Origin of the sequence: Tepidiphilus baoligensis, assembly GCF_012911495.1 — a bacterium.
Taxonomy (GTDB): Bacteria; Pseudomonadota; Gammaproteobacteria; order Burkholderiales; family Rhodocyclaceae; genus Tepidiphilus; species Tepidiphilus olei.
In genome coordinates, this window is record NZ_JAAAUB010000004.1 from 34326 (window position 1) to 54200 (window position 19875).

At 65.2% G+C, this 19875-nt stretch carries 18 protein-coding genes; 5 read left to right on the forward strand and 13 right to left on the reverse strand.

Translation table 11 applies throughout. The features are described 5' to 3' along the window. Positions 1 to 20: 20 nt before the first annotated feature. Complete coding sequence (locus GV368_RS04085; RefSeq protein WP_169115677.1) at positions 21 to 986, reverse strand: chemotaxis protein; 966 nt, start codon at positions 984 to 986, stop codon at positions 21 to 23. A gap of 22 nt (positions 987 to 1008) precedes the next feature. Next, positions 1009 to 1983, reverse strand: coding sequence for a chemotaxis protein (locus GV368_RS04090; RefSeq protein ID WP_169115594.1), 975 nt, complete (start codon positions 1981 to 1983; stop codon positions 1009 to 1011). Between the two features lie 135 nt (positions 1984 to 2118). Here GV368_RS04090 and GV368_RS11620 point away from each other — a divergent pair, with 135 nt between their 5' ends. After that, on the forward strand, positions 2119 to 3279 hold the full coding sequence (locus tag GV368_RS11620) for a methyl-accepting chemotaxis protein (protein WP_142803455.1): 1161 nt from the start codon (positions 2119 to 2121) through the stop codon (positions 3277 to 3279). 10 nt (positions 3280 to 3289) lie between these two features. Here the strand turns inward: GV368_RS11620 and GV368_RS10990 are convergent, their stop codons facing one another. From GV368_RS10990 to GV368_RS04130, 7 genes are all read right to left on the reverse strand, one after another. Next, the gene (locus tag GV368_RS10990; protein WP_142803456.1) at positions 3290 to 4936 is read right to left on the reverse strand and encodes a chemotaxis protein CheB; all 1647 of its coding nucleotides are present in this window, start codon (positions 4934 to 4936) and stop codon (positions 3290 to 3292) included. Continuing rightward, a complete protein-coding gene (locus tag GV368_RS04105; RefSeq protein ID WP_142803457.1) occupies positions 4933 to 6006 on the reverse strand; it encodes a flagellar motor protein MotB in 1074 nt (357 codons plus the stop codon). The genes GV368_RS10990 and GV368_RS04105 overlap by 4 nt, the downstream gene beginning before the upstream one ends. A 12-nt stretch (positions 6007 to 6018) precedes the next feature. Beyond that, positions 6019 to 6870: a flagellar motor stator protein MotA gene (motA, locus tag GV368_RS04110; RefSeq protein ID WP_142803458.1), complete on the reverse strand. Its 852-nt coding sequence runs from the start codon at positions 6868 to 6870 to the stop codon at positions 6019 to 6021. Positions 6871 to 6999: 129 nt separating this feature from the next. Beyond that, positions 7000 to 7572, reverse strand: coding sequence for a flagellar transcriptional regulator FlhC (gene flhC / locus GV368_RS04115; protein WP_169115595.1), 573 nt, complete (start codon positions 7570 to 7572; stop codon positions 7000 to 7002). Further along, positions 7559 to 7903, reverse strand: coding sequence for a flagellar transcriptional regulator FlhD (locus GV368_RS04120; RefSeq protein ID WP_169115596.1), 345 nt, complete (start codon positions 7901 to 7903; stop codon positions 7559 to 7561). Before GV368_RS04120 ends, flhC begins: the two co-directional genes overlap by 14 nt. 124 nt (positions 7904 to 8027) lie before the next feature. Beyond that, positions 8028 to 9671: an acyl-CoA synthetase gene (locus GV368_RS04125; protein WP_169115597.1), complete on the reverse strand. Its 1644-nt coding sequence runs from the start codon at positions 9669 to 9671 to the stop codon at positions 8028 to 8030. Continuing rightward, the gene (locus tag GV368_RS04130) at positions 9652 to 11181 is read right to left on the reverse strand and encodes a Ppx/GppA phosphatase family protein (protein ID WP_206673268.1); all 1530 of its coding nucleotides are present in this window, start codon (positions 11179 to 11181) and stop codon (positions 9652 to 9654) included. Before GV368_RS04130 ends, GV368_RS04125 begins: the two co-directional genes overlap by 20 nt. A gap of 119 nt (positions 11182 to 11300) precedes the next feature. Here GV368_RS04130 and ppk1 point away from each other — a divergent pair, with 119 nt between their 5' ends. Further along, positions 11301 to 13388: a polyphosphate kinase 1 gene (ppk1, locus tag GV368_RS04135; RefSeq protein WP_169115599.1), complete on the forward strand. Its 2088-nt coding sequence runs from the start codon at positions 11301 to 11303 to the stop codon at positions 13386 to 13388. Between the two features lie 11 nt (positions 13389 to 13399). On the opposite strand, the gene GV368_RS04140 is transcribed toward ppk1, so the two are convergent. Further along, positions 13400 to 15583 (reverse strand): RelA/SpoT family protein, encoded by a 2184-nt coding sequence (locus GV368_RS04140; protein ID WP_169115600.1) that lies wholly within the window; start codon positions 15581 to 15583, stop codon positions 13400 to 13402. A gap of 46 nt (positions 15584 to 15629) precedes the next feature. Here GV368_RS04140 and GV368_RS04145 point away from each other — a divergent pair, with 46 nt between their 5' ends. From GV368_RS04145 to GV368_RS04155, 3 genes are all read left to right on the forward strand, one after another. Next, positions 15630 to 16565 carry a DMT family transporter gene (locus tag GV368_RS04145; RefSeq protein WP_142803465.1) on the forward strand — a complete coding sequence of 312 codons (936 nt, stop codon included), beginning with the start codon at positions 15630 to 15632 and terminating at the stop codon, positions 16563 to 16565. Between the two features lie 2 nt (positions 16566 to 16567). Then, positions 16568 to 17362: a M90 family metallopeptidase gene (locus tag GV368_RS04150; RefSeq protein WP_169115601.1), complete on the forward strand. Its 795-nt coding sequence runs from the start codon at positions 16568 to 16570 to the stop codon at positions 17360 to 17362. Between the two features lie 262 nt (positions 17363 to 17624). Next, positions 17625 to 18074, forward strand: coding sequence for a host attachment protein (locus GV368_RS04155; RefSeq protein ID WP_169115602.1), 450 nt, complete (start codon positions 17625 to 17627; stop codon positions 18072 to 18074). A gap of 16 nt (positions 18075 to 18090) precedes the next feature. On the opposite strand, the gene thpR is transcribed toward GV368_RS04155, so the two are convergent. The 3 genes from thpR to ispD are packed head-to-tail and all read right to left on the reverse strand — an operon-like array spanning position 18091 to position 19797. After that, complete coding sequence (thpR, locus tag GV368_RS04160) at positions 18091 to 18627, reverse strand: RNA 2',3'-cyclic phosphodiesterase (RefSeq protein ID WP_169115603.1); 537 nt, start codon at positions 18625 to 18627, stop codon at positions 18091 to 18093. Continuing rightward, entirely contained in the window at positions 18620 to 19108 is a 489-nt protein-coding gene (gene ispF, locus GV368_RS04165; RefSeq protein ID WP_169115604.1) for a 2-C-methyl-D-erythritol 2,4-cyclodiphosphate synthase, read from the reverse strand. The genes thpR and ispF overlap by 8 nt, the downstream gene beginning before the upstream one ends. After that, entirely contained in the window at positions 19105 to 19797 is a 693-nt protein-coding gene (gene ispD / locus GV368_RS04170; protein WP_142803470.1) for a 2-C-methyl-D-erythritol 4-phosphate cytidylyltransferase, read from the reverse strand. The genes ispF and ispD overlap by 4 nt, the downstream gene beginning before the upstream one ends. Positions 19798 to 19875 lie beyond the last annotated feature (78 nt).

Sequence of the window (19875 nt, forward strand, 5' to 3'; positions counted from 1 at the left end):
AATATTCTCCGTTGTCGTGTTCAGCGCATCAGCAAGGGCCGTAAGGTCTCGGCCAACATCTGCGCGTCGAATTTTTCCACATAGCCATCGACCCCGACCCGCTCACCCATGGCACGGTTGGCCTGGGACGTGAGCGAGGAATACATGATCACGGGGATGCCATCGAAACGGGGATCGGCCTTGACGTTCTTGGTGAGGACGTAGCCGTCCATCTCGGGCATCTCGGCGTCGGTGAGGATCACGTCGAGCTGGTCGCGCAAAGGCGTTCCCGTCTGCTCGGCGAAGTTGGCCATGCTCTGCAGGCGCTCCCAGGCTTCCATGCCGTTGTTGGCATGCGTATGCTTCACGCCGAGCTTGTCGAGCACTTCGGCGATCTTCTTGCGCGCCACGCTCGAATCGTCGACGAAAAACACGTGCCGACGATGACCGTCGGGAATCGGCAGGATCACGCCGACCACCGCCTCGCCGAAAGTCTTGGCGAGCACCGCCTCGACGTCGATGATCGACACCAATCGCCCGTCGGGCAACTCGGTGATGGAGGTAATCATGCCGTGCACCTGGGAGGAAACGTTTTCCGGCTCACGCACCCGCGACCACTCGACGCGAATGATGCGATCGACCGCCTCGACCAAGAATCCCAAGGTCTTACGGCAGTATTCGGCCACCATCATCGCCGGGGCGATGCGATCGTCCATGGGAGCGAGCTCCATCACCTTGGCGAGCGACACCACCGGGATCACGTTGCCGCGCAGACTCACCAGCCCTTCCACACCGGGTGGTACGTTGGGTGCGCGCGTGATGAAGGGGGTGGCCATGACCTCCCGCACCTTGAAGACGTTGATGCCGAAGGTTTCGGACGTCCCCAGGGAAAAGAGCAGGATCTCGAAGCGGTTCGAGCCGGCGAGCCCCGCGCGCGCCTCGATCTCTTCGAAACGCTCGGACGCCTTCTCGGCATCGGGGTCGACCAGTTCCGGTTCGATCAGCATGGGTTCGGACGGATTGGCCATTTCAGCCCTCCTTGGCGGTTTCCTGACGTTTGGCGAACAGACGCTGCAGCGTCTCGGCGAGTTCGCGCGGATGGAATTTGGGGACGTATTCGTCGACCCCTACCGATTTGCCCAGATACTGGTTCTGCATGCCGGAGAGCGAAGAATGCATCAGCACCGGCACGCCGGCGAAGCGCCGGTCCGATTTGATCTTCTTCGTGAGGATGAATCCGTCCATCTCGGGCATCTCGATGTCGGTGATCACTGCGCTGACGAAATCGGTGATGGGGCGTCCGGTGTTCTTGGCCCGCTCGGCGGCTTTTTCGAGATTCTCCCACGCGATGCGACCGTTGACCGCACCCACGTAGCGCACCCCCATCTTCTGCAGGGTGCGCTCGATCTGCTCACGCGCCACCGTCGAGTCGTCGGCGAAATACACGGTGTATCTGTCGCCATCCGGAAGCGGCTCGATGCCGGCGTACAGATCTTCGGCCTCGTCGTACTTGGTGATGTCGGAGAGCACCTTTTCCACGTCGAGCAGCATCACGAGGCGCCCATCGGGAAGCTCCGTGACCGCAGTCACCAAGCCGCCCGTTTTGGCCGTGAGCATCTCGGGCGGCACGCGGATCTGCGACCAGTCGAGCCGCAGGATGGTATCGACCGACTCGACGAGGAAGCCCTGCACCTTGCCGTTGTACTCGGTGATGATCATGATGTTGCGCTCGCTGCCGGGCTCCACCCCGACGTATTCGCCCAGGTCGACCACCGGCACGAGCACTCCGCGCAGGCTCACCACCCCTTTCACGGCAGGCGGCATGTCGGGCGCGGCGGTGATGGGCGGGGTCTTCATCACCTCGCGCACCTTGAAGACGTTGATGCCGTAGGTCTCGCGCCGCTTGGTGACCTTGCTCACGCCGAGCGTGAAGAGCAGGATCTCGAGCTTGTTGGTGCCGGCGAGCTTGGTGCGCTCGTCGATGCGTTTGAGTAGGTCGGACATCGCGCCACTCCCGTGGAAGTTTCCATAGTTTATATTACGGCATCGCTTTCATGAACTTTAGGAGAATTGCCGCGTTTTTTCGGCCTATTTTTTCCTCAAGTTTTGGCAAGGCATGCCGTAATATACTTCCATGCCATGTCCGGGAGCAAAATCATGCTATTTGGCGACAAAAACCGTCTGCGCGAGCTCGAGTCCCGCATCCAGTCTTTAGACGAAGAGATTCGTCGCAAGGAAAACGAGCTTGCGACGCTGCGTCGCCAGCTCGAAGAAGCCCAGGCCGAAGCGGAGCGTTGCCGTTGGGAAAGCAACTCCATGCGCCGGGTGAGCGAGGAATTCAAGGCGTTTCACGCCTCCCTCGGCCACGTCCAGGGCAGCGTCGCTACCCTGGCGCAGCGCAGCGAGGAAGACCGGCAAACCGCCGAGCAGGCGTTTGCGCGCGCCGAAGTAAGCCGCGAGGCGGCCGAAGCCATCGCCCAGAGCCTGCGCCGCCTCACCGAGCGCTCCCAGAGCGCGGCGCAGAAAGTCGGCGCGCTCGATGCGCGGGCGCAGGAGATCACCGGCATCGTCAACCTCATCCGCGAGATCGCCGACCAGACGAACCTGCTCGCCTTGAACGCGGCCATCGAGGCGGCGCGCGCCGGCGAGCAGGGGCGCGGCTTCGCCGTGGTGGCCGACGAGATCCGCAAACTGGCCGAGCGCACGGCGGTGGCCACTGCCGACATCTCGCGCCTCGTCGAGCAGATCCGCAGCGACAGCGGCTCGAGCCGCGAGGCCATGGGCGAGCTGGCGCACGAATCCAGCCGGCTCAGCGAAGAGGGCGACAAAGCGGTGCAGGAAGTGGGGTCGCTCGAAGGGCTCGTCGAAGCCCTCGAACGCTCGGCCGCGCTGTCGGCGCTGCGCAGCTTCTGCGAGCTCGCCAAGATCGACCACATCCTCTACAAGTTCGCCGTGTACCAAGTGCTGCTCGGGGTGAGCGACAAGCCGGCGGCGGAATTCGCCAGTCATCAAAACTGCCGCCTCGGGCGCTGGTACTACGAAGGGCGCGGCAAGGAGTGCTTCAGCGGCTTTCCTGGCTATCGCGAGATCGAACGGCCGCATCGCGCGGTACACGAGGCGGCCCAGGAAGCTTTTGCGGCGCTGGCGAAAAAGGACGTCGAGCGCATGGTCGAGGCGGCGCACCGCATGGAACTCGCCAGCCAGGAAGTCATGCAGGGGCTCGACCGGCTGGTCGAGGGTGCGGAAAAGAATACCGAGCTGCTTGCCTGCGCCAAAGGCGGGGAGGCGGCGCGCCCCTAGCGCGCGCCGCTCAGTGGCGCGAGCAAAACGCCTGCCGGCCCGACACCGCCCGCACAATCGCCGGCCCGATCTCGGTGAGCGGCAACACTTCGCAGGCGGCGCCCAAGCGCACCGCCTCGCCGGGCATGCCCCAGATGACGGCGCTCGCCTCGTCCTGAGCGATGGTGTGGGCGCCCGCCTCTTTCAAAGCAAGTAGCCCTTGGGCGCCGTCGCGCCCCATACCGGTAAGGAGCACCGCCACCGCCGCCGGCCCCAGCACCTCGGCCGCGCTGAAAAAGAGCACGTCCACGGAGGGACGATGACGGTTGACCGGCTCGGAGCGGTCCAGCCGCAGCACGTAGCCGTTCCCCTGACGTTCGAGGCGCAGGTGCGAATGCCCCGGCGCCACCCAAGCCCGGCCGCGCGTCAGGACTTCCCCGTCGCGCGCTTCGCTCACGCGCAGGGCGCACACTTGATCCAGCCGCTTGGCGAACGAGGCGGTGAAATGCTCCGGCATGTGCTGCACGATGAGCACCGGTGGAGCGTCGGCCGGTAAGGCTTGCAATACCGTCTTGATCGCCTCGGTGCCGCCGGTGGAAGCGCCGATGAGGATCACCGGATCGCCGGGGCGCACCGGCTCAACGCGAGCCTTGCTCGAGCTCGCCTCCGCCCCGACGGTTCCTGTAAATCCACCGGCGCGAGAGGACGAAGGCAACCATGATTCGCCGCGCGCCACGGCCTCCGGCTGCGAACCGATCCGACGCTCTCTTGATACCGCCGCCAATTCCCCGTCAGCCTTGCGACGATAGATCGTGCGCCCCAGCGGCTCGAACGCCTCACTCGCGTAGAGGAGGTTCTCCGAATGCCCCAGATAGAGATAGCCGCCAGGCTGCAAGAGGGGCACGAAGCGCTCGAGGATCATGCGCTGGGTATGCCGGGCGAAGTAGATGAGCACGTTGCGGCAGAAGATCGCATCGAACGGCCCTTGCACCGGCCAAGGATTTTCGACGAAATTGAGCCGGTCGAAGCGCACGAGGGCGCGCAGTTCGGCACGAATCTGCCAGCGGCCGTCAGCGAGAGGAACGAAATAGCGGGAACGCAGGCCGGGATCGATCGCCTCGAGACGCTCAGCGGCATAGATGCCGCGGCGGCCCTCTTCCAGCACTTGTGTATCGAGGTCGGTGGCGAAGATTTCGACGGGAGGATCGAGCCGCCCCCACGCTTCGCAGGCCGTCATGGCAATGGAATAGGCTTCTTCACCGCTCGCACAGCCAGCCGACCACAGGCGGGTCCCTGGGCGCTGCCCGAGCCACGTCCGCAAGTGCTCGAAGTGGTGCGGCTCACGGAAGAAATAGGTCAGATTGGTGGTGAGGGCGTTGATGAAGGCTTCGAGTTCACGCTCGTCGCTGCGCACCCGCGCCAGGTAGTCGGCAAAGCGCTTGAGCCCGAGCGCACGCAGGCGGCGCGACAGGCGCACGTAGACCATGTCGCGCTTGGCTGGCGAGAGCGCAATACCGGCGCGTTCGGCCACCAAAGCCCGGATGGCGGCGAAATCCGCTTCGGTGAACTCGAATTCGCGCGGCAGCGATTCGAGGCGAGTCTGGGCGAGGCGCTCGATGCTGCGCCGCACCTCGGCGATGCGCTGCAGTGCCGAACCGGGAGCCTCTTCGCGGCTCATGGTGAGGTTCCATCAAGCTTGACGGTCGGCGCAGACGGCGGCGGTCCGTACCCCTGCAGGAGCGGCGCTGCATTCTCCCTTGCCCGCCAGGCATCTTCGACTTCTTTCTTCAGCACGATGATGCTGATGCGCCGGTTCTGCGGCGCGTAGGGATCTTCGGGGATGAGGGGGGAGGTATCGGCCATGCCGACGACGCGAAAGATTCGGTTCGGGTCAAGCCCGCCGGCGATGAGCTCGCGGCGGGCGGCGTTGGCCCGCTCGGCGGAAAGTTCCCAGTTCGACATGCCGCGGCCGTCGCCGGCGTAGGGCGTAGCGTCGGTATGGCCGGCGATGCTGATGCGGTTGGGCAGATCGTTGAGCGTGCGCCCCACCGTGCGCAGGAGCCGCCGGGCGTAGTCCTGAACCTGGGCGCTGCCGAGGGCGAACATGGGGCGGTTCTGCGTATCGACGATCTCGATCACCAGCCCGTCGTCGCTGATGCGCATCTGGATCTGATCCTTCATCGCCCGCAGGTTCAGGTCAGCCTCGATGATCGCCTCCAGCATCGCCCGGGTGCGTTCAAGCTGCTGCAGCTCACGCAGTTTCTCCCCCCCCACGCCGGGGCCGCTGCTGCCGCCGCCGCGACCGGGCGCCGGAGACGCTTCGGTGAGCGGCGTGCCGGCCACCCTTCCCTGACCGCCGGCGGCGATCTCCACGTCGGAGCGGCCGTGCAAGGGGGATGCCCCCTCCCCGCCTTCGCGCGTCGCCGTGCTCTTCTCGCTGCGCGTCTCTCCGCGCTTGACCTGTCCCACGCGCCGGCTCAGATCCTCTCCGCCGCCAGGGATGATGCGCTCGGCATCACCGGCGCCCGCCCCACCTTCGCGCGCGACCTTGAGCGGATTCTGGAAAAACTGAGCAATGCCTTCGAGATCCCCCTGGGCGGTGGAGCCGAGCAGCCACAGCAAGAGGAAAAACGCCATCAGGGCGGTGACGAAGTCGGCGTAGGCCACTTTCCACGCCCCGCCGTGCGCAGCGCCGCCGCCCTTCTTGATGCGCTTGATGACGATTGGCTGCTGACTTTCGTCGGTCATCCCGGCGCATCCTTACTTGCGGTTCTTCAGCTCTTCCTCGAGCTGAAGGAAGGTGGGACGATCGCGCGTCCATAGCACCTTGCGCCCGAATTCGATGGCGATCTGCGGCGGATAGCCGCTCATGCTGGCAAGCAGCACCACCTTGGCCACCTGGAAGGGCTTGGCGCCATCCTCGGCCTTCACTTCGAGCTGACCGGCGATGGGCGCGACGAAGCCGTAGGAGAGGAGGATGCCAAGGAAAGTCCCGACCAGGGCGCCGCCGAGCTTCTTGCCCAGCACCGCCGGCGGCTCGCCCACCGAACCGAGCACGTTCACCACCCCCATGACGGCGACGACGATCCCGAAGGCGGGCAAGGCGTCGGCGATCTTGCTCACGATATGCGGCGGCAGATGCGCTTCCCGATGGTGCGTCTCGAGCTCCTGATCCATCAGGGTCTCGATTTCGACCGGATTGAGACTGCCGCTCACCATCATGCGCAGGTAGTCGGTGATGAATTCGACCAGATGATGATCCTTGAGCACGAGCGGGTATTTTCCGAACAGGGCCGAACCCTCGGGGTTGTCCACGTCCTGTTCGATCGACATCAAGCCTTCCTTGCGGATCTTGATCAGGATCTCGTAGAGGAGGGAGAGCAGCTCGAGGTAGAAGGCGCGCGTATAGGGCGAGCCCTTGAGCGCGCCCGAGAGCCGCCCGAGCACGAGCTTGATGGTGGCACCGTCGTTGCTGGCGATGAAGCTGCCGATCATCAGGCCGATGATTGCAACATATTCTGCCGGCACCCACAGTGCCACGAGGCTGCCGTGGATCGCATAGGTACCAAAAGCCGATGCGAGTATGATCACATACCCGAGCAGCAGAAACACGCATCCCCCTTTTCGCTTTGCCGTGAGCCGTAGAACGCTGCGCAAGCAGCCACGCTGCCCCCATCCCCGGGGGGAGTTCTATGTTAGCACGGACTCATGCGCGGCGCTTGGGCATACTCGTGGGGGGGTTCAGGCAGGCTGGGCGCTCAGGCGCTTCTGCCCGCGGGAGATGGCCGTCTTGGCCGACTTGCGGCTGCTGCCGGCGCGCGAGGGCATGTGGCAGATGCCGCAGACGAAGGTCTTGGCCGGCTCGTAGGCGTGGGTGAGGAATTCGCCGCCGCAGCAAGAGCACGGCGTGAGCTGCACCAGCTCGGCCTCGAAGAAGCGCAGCAGCGTCCAGGCGCGGGTGATGCTGAGCACGGGATCGGTGCCGATGGCGTCGATCTGGTCGAGATAGAGGTGGTAGGCGGCGATGAGCGCCTGCACGCCCTCGGCGGCACCGCTTTGCCGCACCCGGCGATGCAGGTTCATGAAGAGGGAGGCGTGCACGTTGGGCTGCCAGGTCATGAACCAGTCGGTGGAAAACGGCAGCATCCCCTTGGGCGGAGAGGCGCGCCGGATCTCTTTATAGAGCTTGAGCAGGCGCTCGCGGCTCAAGGAGGTTTCGGCTTCGAGGAGCTGCATCCGCGCGCCGAGCCGGATGAGCTCGGCCGCCAGGCAGACGTCGGCCGCTTCGCGTTCGATCGACTCAGGTCTCGTCATGATGTTCTCCCGTTCGTTTGGTTTTTTTGCGTGGGCTGCCGTGCGCCAGGATGGCGGCGTGCAGGGTGGCGGTGAGCTCGTCGCGGGCCTTTTCTCCGGCCATGCGCTCGAGCACCGCCGCGTCGAAGCGGAACTGCGGCAGGCCGATCTGAAGACTCGCCATGCGCACGAGCTTCGCCGGGGACAGGGCGGCGATCCAGCGCACCGTTTCAGCCTCCAGACCGAGCTTCACGGCGGCGGCGACCGGATCGCGCTGTACCATACGCTGCGCCAGCACCAGAAAGCTCAGATTCAGGTCGCGAATTTCGTCGGCGAAATCCTCATGCTCCATGATCCCCCCCCCACGCGCGCTTACAAAATAACACGATGTCGCAGAAATGGTGCGCGGAAAAAGGCGCCGAACGTCCCCTTATTCCGCGCTTGTGGTATGCGTGCAACGCGGGGCGGGATCGAGCTCACTCGAACGCTGCGTGCGATCTCGCCTGCTCGCGCAGGAGGTACTTCTGGATCTTGCCGGTCGACGTCTTGGGCACGGGCCCAAAGACGAAGCGCTTGGGCACCTTGAAGCCAGCGAGCAGCCGCCGGCAGTGCTGCACGAGCTCTTCTTCCGTCACTTCCGCGCCCTCGCGCAGCTCGACGAAGGCGCAGGGCACTTCGCCCCACTTCGGATCGGGCGCAGCCACCACCGCCGCGGCCACCACCGCCGGATGTTTATAGAGGGCGTCCTCGACCTCGATCGAGGAGATGTTCTCGCCGCCGGAAATGATGATGTCTTTGGCACGGTCTTTGATCTTGACGTAGCCATCGGGCTGCATCACGCCCAGGTCTCCGGTGTGATACCAGCCGCCGCGAAAAGCCTCTTCCGTAGCCTTGGGATTCTTGAGGTAGCCTTTCATGACGAGGTTGCCGCGGAACATGATCTCGCCCATGGTCTCGCCGTCCCAGGGCACTGGCTGCATGGTGTCGGGGTCCATCACCGTGATCGCTTCCTGGGCGTGGTAGCGCACGCCTTGGCGGCCGTTGAGACGCACCTGCTCTTCGAGCGGCAGCCCCGCCCAATCGTCGTGCTTGGCACATACCGCCGCCGGCCCGTAGGTTTCGGTGAGCCCGTAGACGTGGGTGATGTCGAAGCCGATCTTGGCCATCGCTTCGATCATGGCGGCTGGCGGCGGCGCGGCGGCCACCAGGCCGGAGACCTTGTGCGTGATCCCCTTGCGCCAGCCCTCCGGGGCATTGGCGATCATGGAGTGCACGATGGGCGCGCCGCAGTAGTGGGTTACCTTGTGCTCGGCGATCAGCTCGAGGATGAGGCGCGGATCGACGCGGCGCAGGCAGACGTTGGTGCCGGCGTTGGCGGCCATGGTCCAGGGAAAGCACCAGCCGTTGCAGTGGAACATGGGCAGGGTCCACAGATAGACCGAGTGCGGCGGCATTCCCCAGGAGACGATGTTGCTGAACGCATTGAGATAGGCGCCGCGGTGGTGATAGACCACGCCCTTGGGGTTGCCGGTGGTGCCGGAAGTGTAGTTGAGGGAGATCGCGTCCCATTCGTCCTGGGGGTATTCGAGGACGAAGTCGGGATTGCCCTGGGCGAGGAATTCCTCGTACTCGATCCGACCGAGCCGCTCGCCGGGGCCGGTGTATTCCGGGTCGTCCACGTCGATGACGAAGAGATCGGGGCGATGGGCGATGCGGATCGCCTCTTTCACCATCTTGGAATACTCGCGATCGGTGATGAGCACCTTGGCCTCGCCGTGGTTGAGGATGAAAGCCACGGTTTCGGGGTCGAGCCGGATGTTGATGGTGTTGAGCACCGCGCCGCAGCCGGGCACGCCGAAATGGCACTCGTACATCTCGGGCGTATTGTTGAGGATCACCGCCACCGTGTCGTTCTTCTTCACCCCGAGCTGGCGCAGGGCGGAGGCGAGCCGCCGGGCGCGCTCCTCGACCTGTTTCCAGGTATAGCGGCGCTTGCCATGGATGACGGCGGTGCGCTCGGGGTAGATGTAGGCCGAGCGGGACAGGAAGGTGAGCGGCGTGAGCGGCACGTAGTTGGCCGGGGTCTTGTCCAGCCCCATCTCATAGGGGTTGACCGTCATGTCGTTCTCCTGGGTGGTTGAGTGTTTCGGAAAGCGGGTCGAGGCGCAGCGGCATGCCGACGCTCGCCCATTGCACGGTCTCGTCTTCGAGGGCGGCGCGGGTGAGCGGATGGCGTCGCAGGAAAGCAGCCGGCAATTGTAAGGCATAGCCCTTGCCTTCGCGCCTCGCGCGCAGGCGCTCGAAGCACTTGCCGTCGCGGGCCCGATGCAGCACGGCGGCGATGCGCAGCGCAAAAATGAGATCCCAGTGCGGAGAACCGGGTGGGAGTTCGGCGAGCCGATCGAGCTTGCCGCGATGGCTCAAGACGAGGCGGGCGAGTTGTGCCTGCTCCATGCGGGAAAAACCCGGCATATCGGCGTGCGCGAGGATGTAGGCGCCGTGCTTGTGATGACTGGCGTGGGCAATGGATAGCCCGATTTCATGCAGACGCGCTGCCCACGAGAGCATTCGTCGGTCGGTGTGCTCCTCGAAGGCGAGCTCGGGCCGCAAATCGAGCGCGAGGCCAAGGGCGGTCGTCTCTACACGGCCGGCGTGCAGACGATCCACTCCATAGCGTTCCATGAATCGCTCGACCGAGGATTCGCGGATGTCCTGGTGGTGATGGCGACCGAGCAAATCGTAGAGGACTCCCAGGCGCAAAGCCCCTTCGGAGAATCGCATCGATTCCAGGTCCAACACCTCGAAAGCCGCGGCCATGATCGCCACCGCCCCGGGAAAAACCGGCTGGCGATCGCGTTTTAGCCCTTTGAGCCGGGCGAGTGCGTCGATCGAACCCAGGTCTACCAGGGCCTTGACCAGCTGCTTCAGCCCATTGCGCGTAATTTCGTCTCGACTCCACCCCTGGGCGACGAGCACATCGCGGATCGCCTTGGCCGATCCGCTAGAACCCACGGCCCTCTCCCACCCCAAGGTCCGGAAGGGGTGCGCGATCGCCTCGATCTCCTTGGCGGCCGCGAGCCGCGCCGCGCGAAAGCGCCCCTCGGTGATTTTGCCATCGGGGAAAAAACGCAGGCTATGAGAGACGCAGCCCATGTAGAGACTTTCGAGCAAAATGGGCTGAAAACCGCGGCCGATGATCACCTCGGTCGAGCCACCACCGATGTCGATGACGAAGGTTTGACGCTGGGGATCGGGCACGGCATGCGCCACGCCCAAGTAGATGAGGCGTGCCTCTTCCCTTCCGGAAATGATCTCGATGGCATGGCCAAGCACCCCTTCTCCCTGAAGGACGAATTCAGGGGCGTTGCGTGCCACCCGCAGGGCATTCGTGCCCACGGTGCGCACCGCCTCGGGAGGAAATCCCCGAAGCCGCTCGGCGAATCCAGCCAAAGCCGCCAAGCCGCGGGCGAAGGAGGCTGCATCCAGCCGCTTGTCGGCTCCGAGTCCAGCAGCAAGGCGCACGGAGACTTTGAGGTCATCGACGGGGTAGAGCAGATCCCCGTCTACGCGGGCGATTTCGAGGCGAAAGCTGTTCGAGCCGAGATCGACGGCAGCCAGATGCGAGAACAAACCTGGACCCTCGGGCAATGAAGGAAGGAATTGTAACGCCGATGCGATGGAAGCGGATGCGGGAACGCGATATGATCCAGGTGAAAAGTAATCCACCCGCATCGACCCCGGAGCGACGCATGCCCGCATTCCTCCAGCGACCGCCGAAGACCTTCCCCTCGGAACACTTCTTCAACCGTGACCTGTCGCTATTGCAGTTCCAACGCCGCGTGCTCTCCAATGCCGCCGAAACCTCGATACCGCTGCTCGAGCGTCTGCGTTTTCTGTGCATCGTTTCGAGCAACCTCGACGAATTCTTCGAGATCCGCGTCGCAGGTCTGAAAGAGCAACGGCGCCAGGGAGTGACTCGCCCCGGCATCGACGGCATCCCGATCGAAGATCTGCTCGAGCAGATCAGCGCCGAGGTCCATTCCCTCGTCGCGCGGCAATACGCCTTGCTCAACCATGAAATCCTGCCCGCTCTGGCCAAGGAAGGGATCGTCTTCCTGCGCCGAAACGAGTGGAACGAGGCACAACGGCGCTGGATCGAGGAATACTTCCGCACCCAGGTACAACCACTGCTCACCCCCATCGGGCTCGATCCGGCGCACCCCTTCCCTCGCGTGCTCAACAAGAGCCTCAACTTCGCCATCGAGCTCGAAGGAACCGACGCTTTCGGACGCGCCTCGGGGCGCGCCATCGTGCAGGCCCCACGGGCGCTGCCGCGCGTCATCCGCCTGCCCAAAGAGGTGAGCGAGCACCCCTACACCTTCGTCTTCCTCTCGGCGGTGATCCACGAGCACGTCGATCTGCTCTTCCACGGCATGGAGATCAAGGGTTGCTACCAGTTCCGCGTCACCCGCAACTCCGACCTCTTCCTCGACGAAGAAGAAATCAAAGACCTGCGCGACACGCTCAAGGAAGAGCTGCAGCACCGTCACTTCGGCGACGCGGTACGGCTGGAGGTGGCGGAGAATTGTTCCGAGCAGATGGCGCAGTTCCTGTTGGAGCATTTCCACCTCACGCCCAAAGACCTCTACCGCGTGCCCGGCATCGTCAATCTGGTGCGGCTCATGTCCATCCCCGACCTGGTCGACCGACCGGATCTGAAGTACCGTCCGTTCCAGCCGCGCATCCCGCGCGAACTCTCGCGACCGCTGGACATCTTCCGCGTCCTGCGCCGCCAGGATGTCTTGCTGCACCATCCCTACGAGAGTTTCGAGCCGGTGATCAACTTCCTCAAGGTAGCGGCCGACGATCCCAACGTGATGGCCATCAAGATGACGGTGTACCGCACCGGTACCGACTCGGTGCTGATGGAGCACCTCATTCGCGCCGCACAACGGGGCAAGGAAGTGACGGTGGTGCTGGAGCTGATGGCGCGATTCGACGAGGAAGCCAACATCCAATGGGCGAATCGGCTGCACGACGCCGGGGCACACGTGGTCTATGGCATCTTCGGGTTCAAGACGCACGCCAAGCTCTTGATGATCGTGCGCCGCGAGGAAGGCAAACTGCGTCGCTACTGCCACCTCGGCACCGGCAATTACCATCCCCGCACCAGCCGTCTCTACACCGACTTCGGCCTGATGACGGCCGACGAGGTCATCGGGCAGGACGTCTCCGAGATCTTCGATTCGATCACCGGTCTGGGCAAGCCGGGCAAGCTGCATCATCTGTGGCAGGCGCCCTTCGCCCTGCACGAGAACGTGCTCGCGCACATCCGCGCCGAAGCCGAAGCCGCCCGCGCCGGTCGCAAGGGGCGCATCATCGCCAAGATGAACGCCCTGCTCGAGCCGGAGGTGATCGAGGCCCTCTACGAAGCCTCTCAGGCGGGCGTGGAGATCGATCTCATCGTGCGCGGCGCGTGCGCGCTGCGCCCCGGCGTGAGCGGGCTCTCCGAGCGGATCCGGGTACGCTCCATCGTCGGGCGCTTCCTCGAACACCACCGCATCTTCCATTTCCATGCAGATGGCGAGCAGAAGGTGTACCTCTCTAGCGCCGACTGGATGGAGCGCAATTTCTTCCGCCGCGTCGAGGTGGCCGTTCCAGTGCTCGACCCCAAGCTCAAGCGCCGCGTCATCAAGGAGGGATTGCGCATCTATCTCCTCGACAACGCCCAAGCTTGGGAACTGGACGTCGACGGGCGTTACCGCCTGAAGCACGCCCGGCGGCAGCGTCGGGCGGCGCAGGAGATCCTGCTGCAGGAATTGGCCAAGACCGTATAATGCCCCACCGATCAGCGGCGGCGTACTTCCAGCACGTCGGGTACGGTGCGCAGCGCCGCGATCGCGCTGGCGAGCCGCTCGGCGTCCGGCGTCTCCACGGTGAAGTTCATCCGCGCACGGTGCTGCGTGGTCAAGGTCTGCACGGCCGTGACGTTGAGGCGCAGTACGCTGAAGATTTCGCTCACGTCACGCAGCAACCCTTGGCGGTCGTGCGCCACGACCTGAATCTCGACCGGATAGGCGCGGCGGGCACCAACCCCGGCGGCTTCATTCCATTGCGCGTCCACGAGGCGTTCGGGGTGGCGCAGGCTCAGCTCGAGGAGATCACGACAATCGGCGCGGTGGATCGTCACTCCCCGGCCCCGCGTGATGAAACCGGCGATTTCGTCGGGCGGCATGGGATGGCAGCAGCGCGCCAAAGCCGTCAGAAGGCCGCTTTGCCCGCCCACAAGGACCGCCCCGCTCGCGCGCGCCGACGGTGCCTGGAGCGGAACCGTGACCACTTCGGCCGAGGATTCGACCCCGGCCGGCTGCAGCGCCTGCACGATGGCCCGCGGCCCGACCTCGCCGCGGGCGGCGGCGCGGTAAAGCGACTCGGGCGACTTGAATCCGAGCCGCTCGGCGAGTTTCTCGAGATTGGTGCGGCCGTGCCCCTCGCGCTGCAGTTCCCGCTCCACCAGCGAGCGCCCGCGGGCAAGAAGCTCCGCTTCCTGCTGCAGGGCGAACCAGGCACGAATCTTGGCGCGCGCCGTCTTCGTTTTGACGTAGCCCAGCGCCGGATTGAGCCAGTCGCGCGAAGGACCGCCTTCCTTGGCAGTAATCACTTCCACCGTCTGCCCCGAGCGCAAGGGGGTGTCGAGCGGCACGAGCTGACCGTCGACGCGCGCGCCGCGGCAGCGATGGCCGACGTCGGTGTGGATGCGGTAGGCGAAGTCGACCGGTGTGGCCCCTTGGGGCAGATCGATGACACGACCGGTGGGAGTAAGCACGAAAATGGCATCGTCGTGCACCGCGTGGCGCACGCGATCGGCCCATTCGCTGCTATCAACCACCTCGTCGCGCCAGGCAAGCAGCGAGCGGAGAAGGGCGATCTTCTGGTCGTAGGGCGAGACCTTGGCCGCCCCTTCCTTGTAGCGCCAGTGCGCCGCCACGCCGAATTCCGCATGGCGATGCATCTCGAAAGTGCGGACCTGGACTTCGAGCGGCCGGCCGTCTTCGGCGCGCACGGCGGTGTGCAAGGATTGATAGCCGTTCGGCTTGGGCCGGGCGATGTAGTCGTCGAACTCCCCGGGAATCGGCGGCCACAGTTCGTGTACGCGACTCAAGACGGCATAGCAGTCGACCACCGCCGGTACCAGCACCCGCACCGCGCGCACGTCGTAGACCTGCGAGAAATCGAGCCCTTTCTTGCGCATCTTGTTCCAGATGCTGTAGATGTGCTTGGCGCGGCCATAGACCTCGGCACCGGCGATGCCGAGCGCCGCCACTTCGGCCGAGAGCCGCTGCACCACGCGGACGACGAACGCCTCGCGCTCGAGCCGACGCTCGTCGAGCAGGCGGGCGATGCGCTTGTAGGTCTCGGGTTCGAGGAAGCGAAAAGCGAGGTCCTCGATCTCCCACTTGATCTGCCCCACGCCGAGGCGGTTCGCCAGCGGCGCATAGAGCGCCAGGCTCTCGCGGGCGTAGTCGACTCGCGCCGACGTCTCTTCGCCTGCGCTGGCGAACCAGCGCAGGGTCTGCAGACGGGAGGCCAGACGCAGCAGCACCACGCGGATGTCCTCGACCAGTGCGAGCAACATCTTGCGCAGCGTCTCGGTCTGAGCCGCGTCGTCCGCCCCCGCCGGCAGGCGCAAGCCTTCGAGGCGCTGCAGGCCGCGCAGCAACCGTGGCACGTCGGCATCGAAGCGCGCCGTAACCCATTCGAAATGCTCCGGCGCCCGCACCGGCACGGCGTAGAGCAAACCGGCGATGCGCGAGGCCGGGTCGAGCCGCAGTTCGGCGGCGATGAGCGCCACCGCCACCGCATGATCGAAGACCGGTTCACCGGTAGACAAACGTAGCTCGGCGAACACGCCCCGGGCGAACTCATGGGCCTCGCGCACCGCCTCGGCCTGTTCGACGGACAAACCCTCCGTGAGGGTGGCAAGCGCGAGATCGGGCGCCTGGGCGGCGAGCGTCAGTTGAGTGGCGACCATGATTTCGTGCGAAACTATCCTTGGAACCGTAAGCGGGGAGATTTCGATGCGCGAGCGCCGCGCGCCCTCTTTTGCCGTTGCCCATCCCTACCTCTTGCTTACCCTCGCCGTAGCCTTCTGGTCGAGCAACATGATCGTCGGACGAGCGATCCGCGACGAGGTTCCCCCCGTGACGCTCGCGTTGGGCCGCTGGATCGTTGCCTTCCTCCTGGCTCTGCCCTGGGCATTGCCGCCGCTGCGGCGACAATGGGCGGCGGTACGCCGGCATTGGGCGATCCTGGCGCTTCTGGGGATTCTGGGAGTAGGATGTTATAACACATTCGCCTACCTGGCGCTACGGCACACGAGCGCAACCAACGCGGCGATGCTCAATTCCTTCACGCCGGTGGCGACGATGCTGCTCGCCGCCGCCGTGCTCGGGCATCGCCTCACGCGTCGGCAGATGCTGGGCGTGCTGGTCTCGCTCGCCGGTGTGCTCACCATCGTCGCCCAAGGGCACTGGGGCGTGCTCGCCTCGCTGTCGTTCAACCGCGGCGACCTGTGGATGCTGGGCGCCGTGGCGGTGTGGGGCGTCTATACCGTGGCGCTGCACCGCCGGCCGACGGAGATCGATCCCATGGCACAGCTGGCGGTGTTCATCGCCGTGGGCATCCTCGTGCTGTTGCCTTTCGGACTGTGGGAATGGCGCAATGGTCCGCCGCTGCGCTGGCACCTCGAACCGCTGCTCGCCATCGTCTATGTCGGCATCTTTCCGGGCTTTCTCGGCATGGTGTGCTACAACGCCGGCGTGGCGGTGGTCGGTCCCGGTATCGGCAGCCTCTTCCTGCATCTGATGCCCGCACTCACGCCGCTCTTTGCTTTCATTTTTCTCGGCGAGCGGCCGGCGTGGTATCACGCCGTGGGGATCGTCGCCATCCTCGCAGGGATCCTGCTCGCCACGGGTCGGGTACGCGTACCGCAGAGCCGGAACGAAAGGGCTTGACCATGCCTGCCTGGATCGATGCCTTGCGCCGCCTCTGGCGTTCGCGCCGGGAACATGCCGAACCGGACGAGACTTTCTGGAACGCAGTCGAGAACACTCTCCCTTTTTTACGCAACATCCCTCCGACGGCGCACGAGCGGGTACGTCGCCTCGCCGCCCGTTTCCTCGCCACCAAGACCTTCTACGGGGCGCACGGGCTACCCATCACCGACCTGATCGCCGGCAGCATCGCCTGGCAGGCCGCGCTGGTGGCCCACCGCACGGGCTTGGGCATCTACGACGACTTCGTCGGGGTCATCGTCTATCCCGAACCCTTTCGCGTGCGCCGCCACCTCGCCGACGAGATCGGGCTGGTGCATGAATTCGACGACGAACTCTACGGCGAAACCTGGGAAGGCGGCCCGGTCATCGTGAGCTGGGGCGCGGGCGAAGCGGAAGGGATGCAGGTGGTGCTGCACGAATTCGCCCACCGTTTGGACCTCGCCGACGGGGCGCTCGACGGCGTGCCGCTCCTGCCGCCCTCCCTGCCGCGCGCCCGCTGGGAACGGGTGATGGAAGACGCGCTGCGGCGGCTGCAAGACGAGCTCGATACCGGAAAGTCCCCTCCGCTCGACCCCTATGCCGAAGAAGGGCCGGAAGAATTCTTTCCCGTGGCGACGGAGACTTTCTTCGCTCAACCGGAGGCGCTCGCCGCCTGGGATCCGGCCCTTTTCGCCGCCCTGTGCGAGGTCTATGGGATTATCCCTCTCCATCCGACAGAGCCCCACCATGGCCCGCACACGACGCGATCCCCCTGACCCCTCTCTGGCGTGGAAGGCAATGCGAAAAACCCCTCGCGCACGCTTACCTGGCAAGGCACTCGAAGCGCAAGATGCGACGCTCCATCTGGATAGGCAAGCCAAGCGAGTATCCGGCATCAGAGAAAGCCATCATGCTACCGCGCAGCAGGTTGGTCGAGGCACCCTGGACTTTTACCGCGAAACCGCCTAACCTAACCAAGGAGGACATCGTCCCGCACACGCACCGTTAGATTCATATACCATAAAAAGGAGCCGAAACATGAAAAAAACCTGGGTTCTCGTCGCCAATGCGAGCGTGGCCAAGTTCTACGAATTCCTCGGCTTCAAGTCCGGTGTGCAGCTCATCGAGACCCACGAACACCCCGAAAGCCGCCTGCCCACCCGCGAATTGATCACCGACAACCTTCCTTTTCCCGGAACGGGTAGCGACAAGCCACCGCACACGGGTGAACCCCCCATTCCACCCAAGAAAGTGGAAGCAGCTCGCTTTGCAATCGATATCGCACGCCGGCTGCGGGAGGCTCGCCTTGAGCATCAACTCGAGCAAATCATCCTGATGGGTCCGGCGAACTTCCTGGCGATGGTCAAGGAGCACCTCGACGAGCCCACGCGCAAGATCCTGGTGCGCGACGTGGAGAAGGACTACACCAAGGCCGACGACAAGACCATCGCCGAGAAGGCCGCCGAGGCGCTACTGCCGCCCGCATGAGCCGCATCGAGCCGGTTCAGGAAAATTCGCCCGCCGTCAGATAGCGCAGTCCCTCTGGCCCCGATTCGGAGCGGATCAGGCGAAAACCGGCGGCGGGCCAATGGATCGGCAAGCACACGCCAAGCCCCGAGGCGTCGAATGCTTCGGGGCTTACTTTTCGCGCGAGCGTCACGTGCGGGCGAAACGGCCGATGTTCCACCTTTGCACCCAAAGCGCGCGATTCCCGGGTCAGACGCTCGACGAAACGCGCCCATGCGCCTTGCGGCGGCGGGCCGCTCAAGCACGCCACCCTGGGTTTCGCCCAACACTCGAAACGCTCGAGCACGAGCGGTTCGTCCGGCGGAGCGCCCATCGCCGCGCCCAGTGCGAGAAAGGCACCCAGGCGCTCACGCGGCACCTCCCCGAGAAAAACGAGCGTCAGATGCAGCCGTTCGGGCGGCACGACTTTCACGCCCCTTCGCCCTCGCGCCCAACGGCGCGTCGCTTCGTACCACGCCTGCGCCCAGGTTCGCGGAGGCCACAGTGCGTAGAAAAGCCGTACGTCGTCAGGCACGGCCCCCCTCGCCTTCGAGCAAAACCACCACCTGTGCCGCCACCCCCTCGCCGCGGCCGGTGAAACCGAGCCCCTCGGTGGTCTTGCCCTTCACCTGGATCGCGGCCGGCGGGGCATCGAGCAAGCCGGCGATCGTCGCCTTCATCTGCGGCACCCAAGGGGCGATGCGCGGCCGACGGCAGATCACCACGGCGTCGAGGTTGCCCAGACGCCATCCCGCCGCCCGCACCGCCGCCCAGGCCTGCGCGAGCAGCTCCCGGCTGTCGGCGCCGGCATGGCGCGCATCGCTGTCGGGAAACCACGAGCCGATGTCGCCCAAGCCCGCCGCGCCCAGCACCGCATCGGTGACCGCGTGCAGCAGCACGTCGGCGTCCGAATGCCCGAGCAAGCCCTCGGCGTGGACGATCTCTACCCCACCGATCACGCAGCGCCTGCCCGGCACCAAGGCGTGCACGTCGAACCCCAACCCCACTCGGATCATGCTTCCTCCTGCAGCCTCAGGATCGCCGCGGCGAGCGCCAGATCGCCCGGCCGCGTCACCTTCAGGTTCATCGGATCGCCCTCCACCAGTTTCGGCGCCAAACCCATCGCCTCCACGGCGCTCGCCTCGTCCGTCACTTCGGGATGGCGTTCGAGCGCCATGCGCAATACGGCGAAGCGGAACATCTGCGGCGTCTGGGCGAGCCACAACCCTTCACGCGGCACGGTCGCAGCAACACGGCCGCGGGCATCGGCGCGCTTGACGGTATCGGCGACCGGCACGGCGAGGAGACCACCCACCTCGTCGCACCCCAGCACCTCGGCCAATTGCGTCAGGTATTCCCCGCGCAGGCAGGGGCGCGCCGCATCGTGCACCATCACCCAGTCGTCGGACCTCGCCCCGCGGGCGGAGAGCACGCGCAAGGCATTGCCCACGGTCGCACTGCGCGTGGGGCCGCCGCAGAAGAGCGGCTCGATCTTGGGCCCCAGATCCGACCAATCGTAGCAGCGCCAGTGGGCATCGTCGACCGCCAGCGCCACGAGCACGCGGTCGATCCATTCGGGTTCGGCCAAGCGTGCGAGCGTGTACCACAAGAGCGGCCGCCCGGCGAGATCGGCGTATTGTTTGGGCAAAGCCAAACCGCTGCGCCGCCCCACTCCGGCCGCCGGCACGATGGCCGTCACCCGCATGATCCTTCCTTTTGCACTTTTTCCGCCCCCCTTTGCCGCGCGAACTATAATGAGCCGGTAAAGAATCCGCTAGTACGA

Excerpts from the sequence above, each read along its gene's own strand:
- flhC (WP_169115595.1), bottom strand. The coding sequence starts at position 7,572 with ATGACGAGACCTGAGTCGATCGAACGCGAAGCGGCCGACGTCTGCCTG.
- ppk1 (WP_169115599.1), top strand. The coding sequence starts at position 11,301 with ATGCCCGCATTCCTCCAGCGACCGCCGAAGACCTTCCCCTCGGAACAC.
- GV368_RS04120 (WP_169115596.1), bottom strand. The coding sequence starts at position 7,903 with ATGGAGCATGAGGATTTCGCCGACGAAATTCGCGACCTGAATCTGAGC.
- ispD (WP_142803470.1), bottom strand. The coding sequence starts at position 19,797 with ATGCGGGTGACGGCCATCGTGCCGGCGGCCGGAGTGGGGCGGCGCAGC.
- GV368_RS04105 (WP_142803457.1), bottom strand. The coding sequence starts at position 6,006 with ATGACCGACGAAAGTCAGCAGCCAATCGTCATCAAGCGCATCAAGAAG.
- GV368_RS10990 (WP_142803456.1), bottom strand. The coding sequence starts at position 4,936 with ATGAGCCGCGAAGAGGCTCCCGGTTCGGCACTGCAGCGCATCGCCGAG.
- GV368_RS04150 (WP_169115601.1), top strand. The coding sequence starts at position 16,568 with ATGCCTGCCTGGATCGATGCCTTGCGCCGCCTCTGGCGTTCGCGCCGG.
- GV368_RS04085 (WP_169115677.1), bottom strand. The coding sequence starts at position 986 with ATGCTGATCGAACCGGAACTGGTCGACCCCGATGCCGAGAAGGCGTCC.
- ispF (WP_169115604.1), bottom strand. The coding sequence starts at position 19,108 with ATGATCCGAGTGGGGTTGGGGTTCGACGTGCACGCCTTGGTGCCGGGC.
- GV368_RS04090 (WP_169115594.1), bottom strand. The coding sequence starts at position 1,983 with ATGTCCGACCTACTCAAACGCATCGACGAGCGCACCAAGCTCGCCGGC.
- GV368_RS04140 (WP_169115600.1), bottom strand. The coding sequence starts at position 15,583 with ATGGTCGCCACTCAACTGACGCTCGCCGCCCAGGCGCCCGATCTCGCG.
- GV368_RS04125 (WP_169115597.1), bottom strand. The coding sequence starts at position 9,671 with ATGACGGTCAACCCCTATGAGATGGGGCTGGACAAGACCCCGGCCAAC.
- GV368_RS04145 (WP_142803465.1), top strand. The coding sequence starts at position 15,630 with ATGCGCGAGCGCCGCGCGCCCTCTTTTGCCGTTGCCCATCCCTACCTC.
- GV368_RS04155 (WP_169115602.1), top strand. The coding sequence starts at position 17,625 with ATGAAAAAAACCTGGGTTCTCGTCGCCAATGCGAGCGTGGCCAAGTTC.
- GV368_RS11620 (WP_142803455.1), top strand. The coding sequence starts at position 2,119 with ATGTCCGGGAGCAAAATCATGCTATTTGGCGACAAAAACCGTCTGCGC.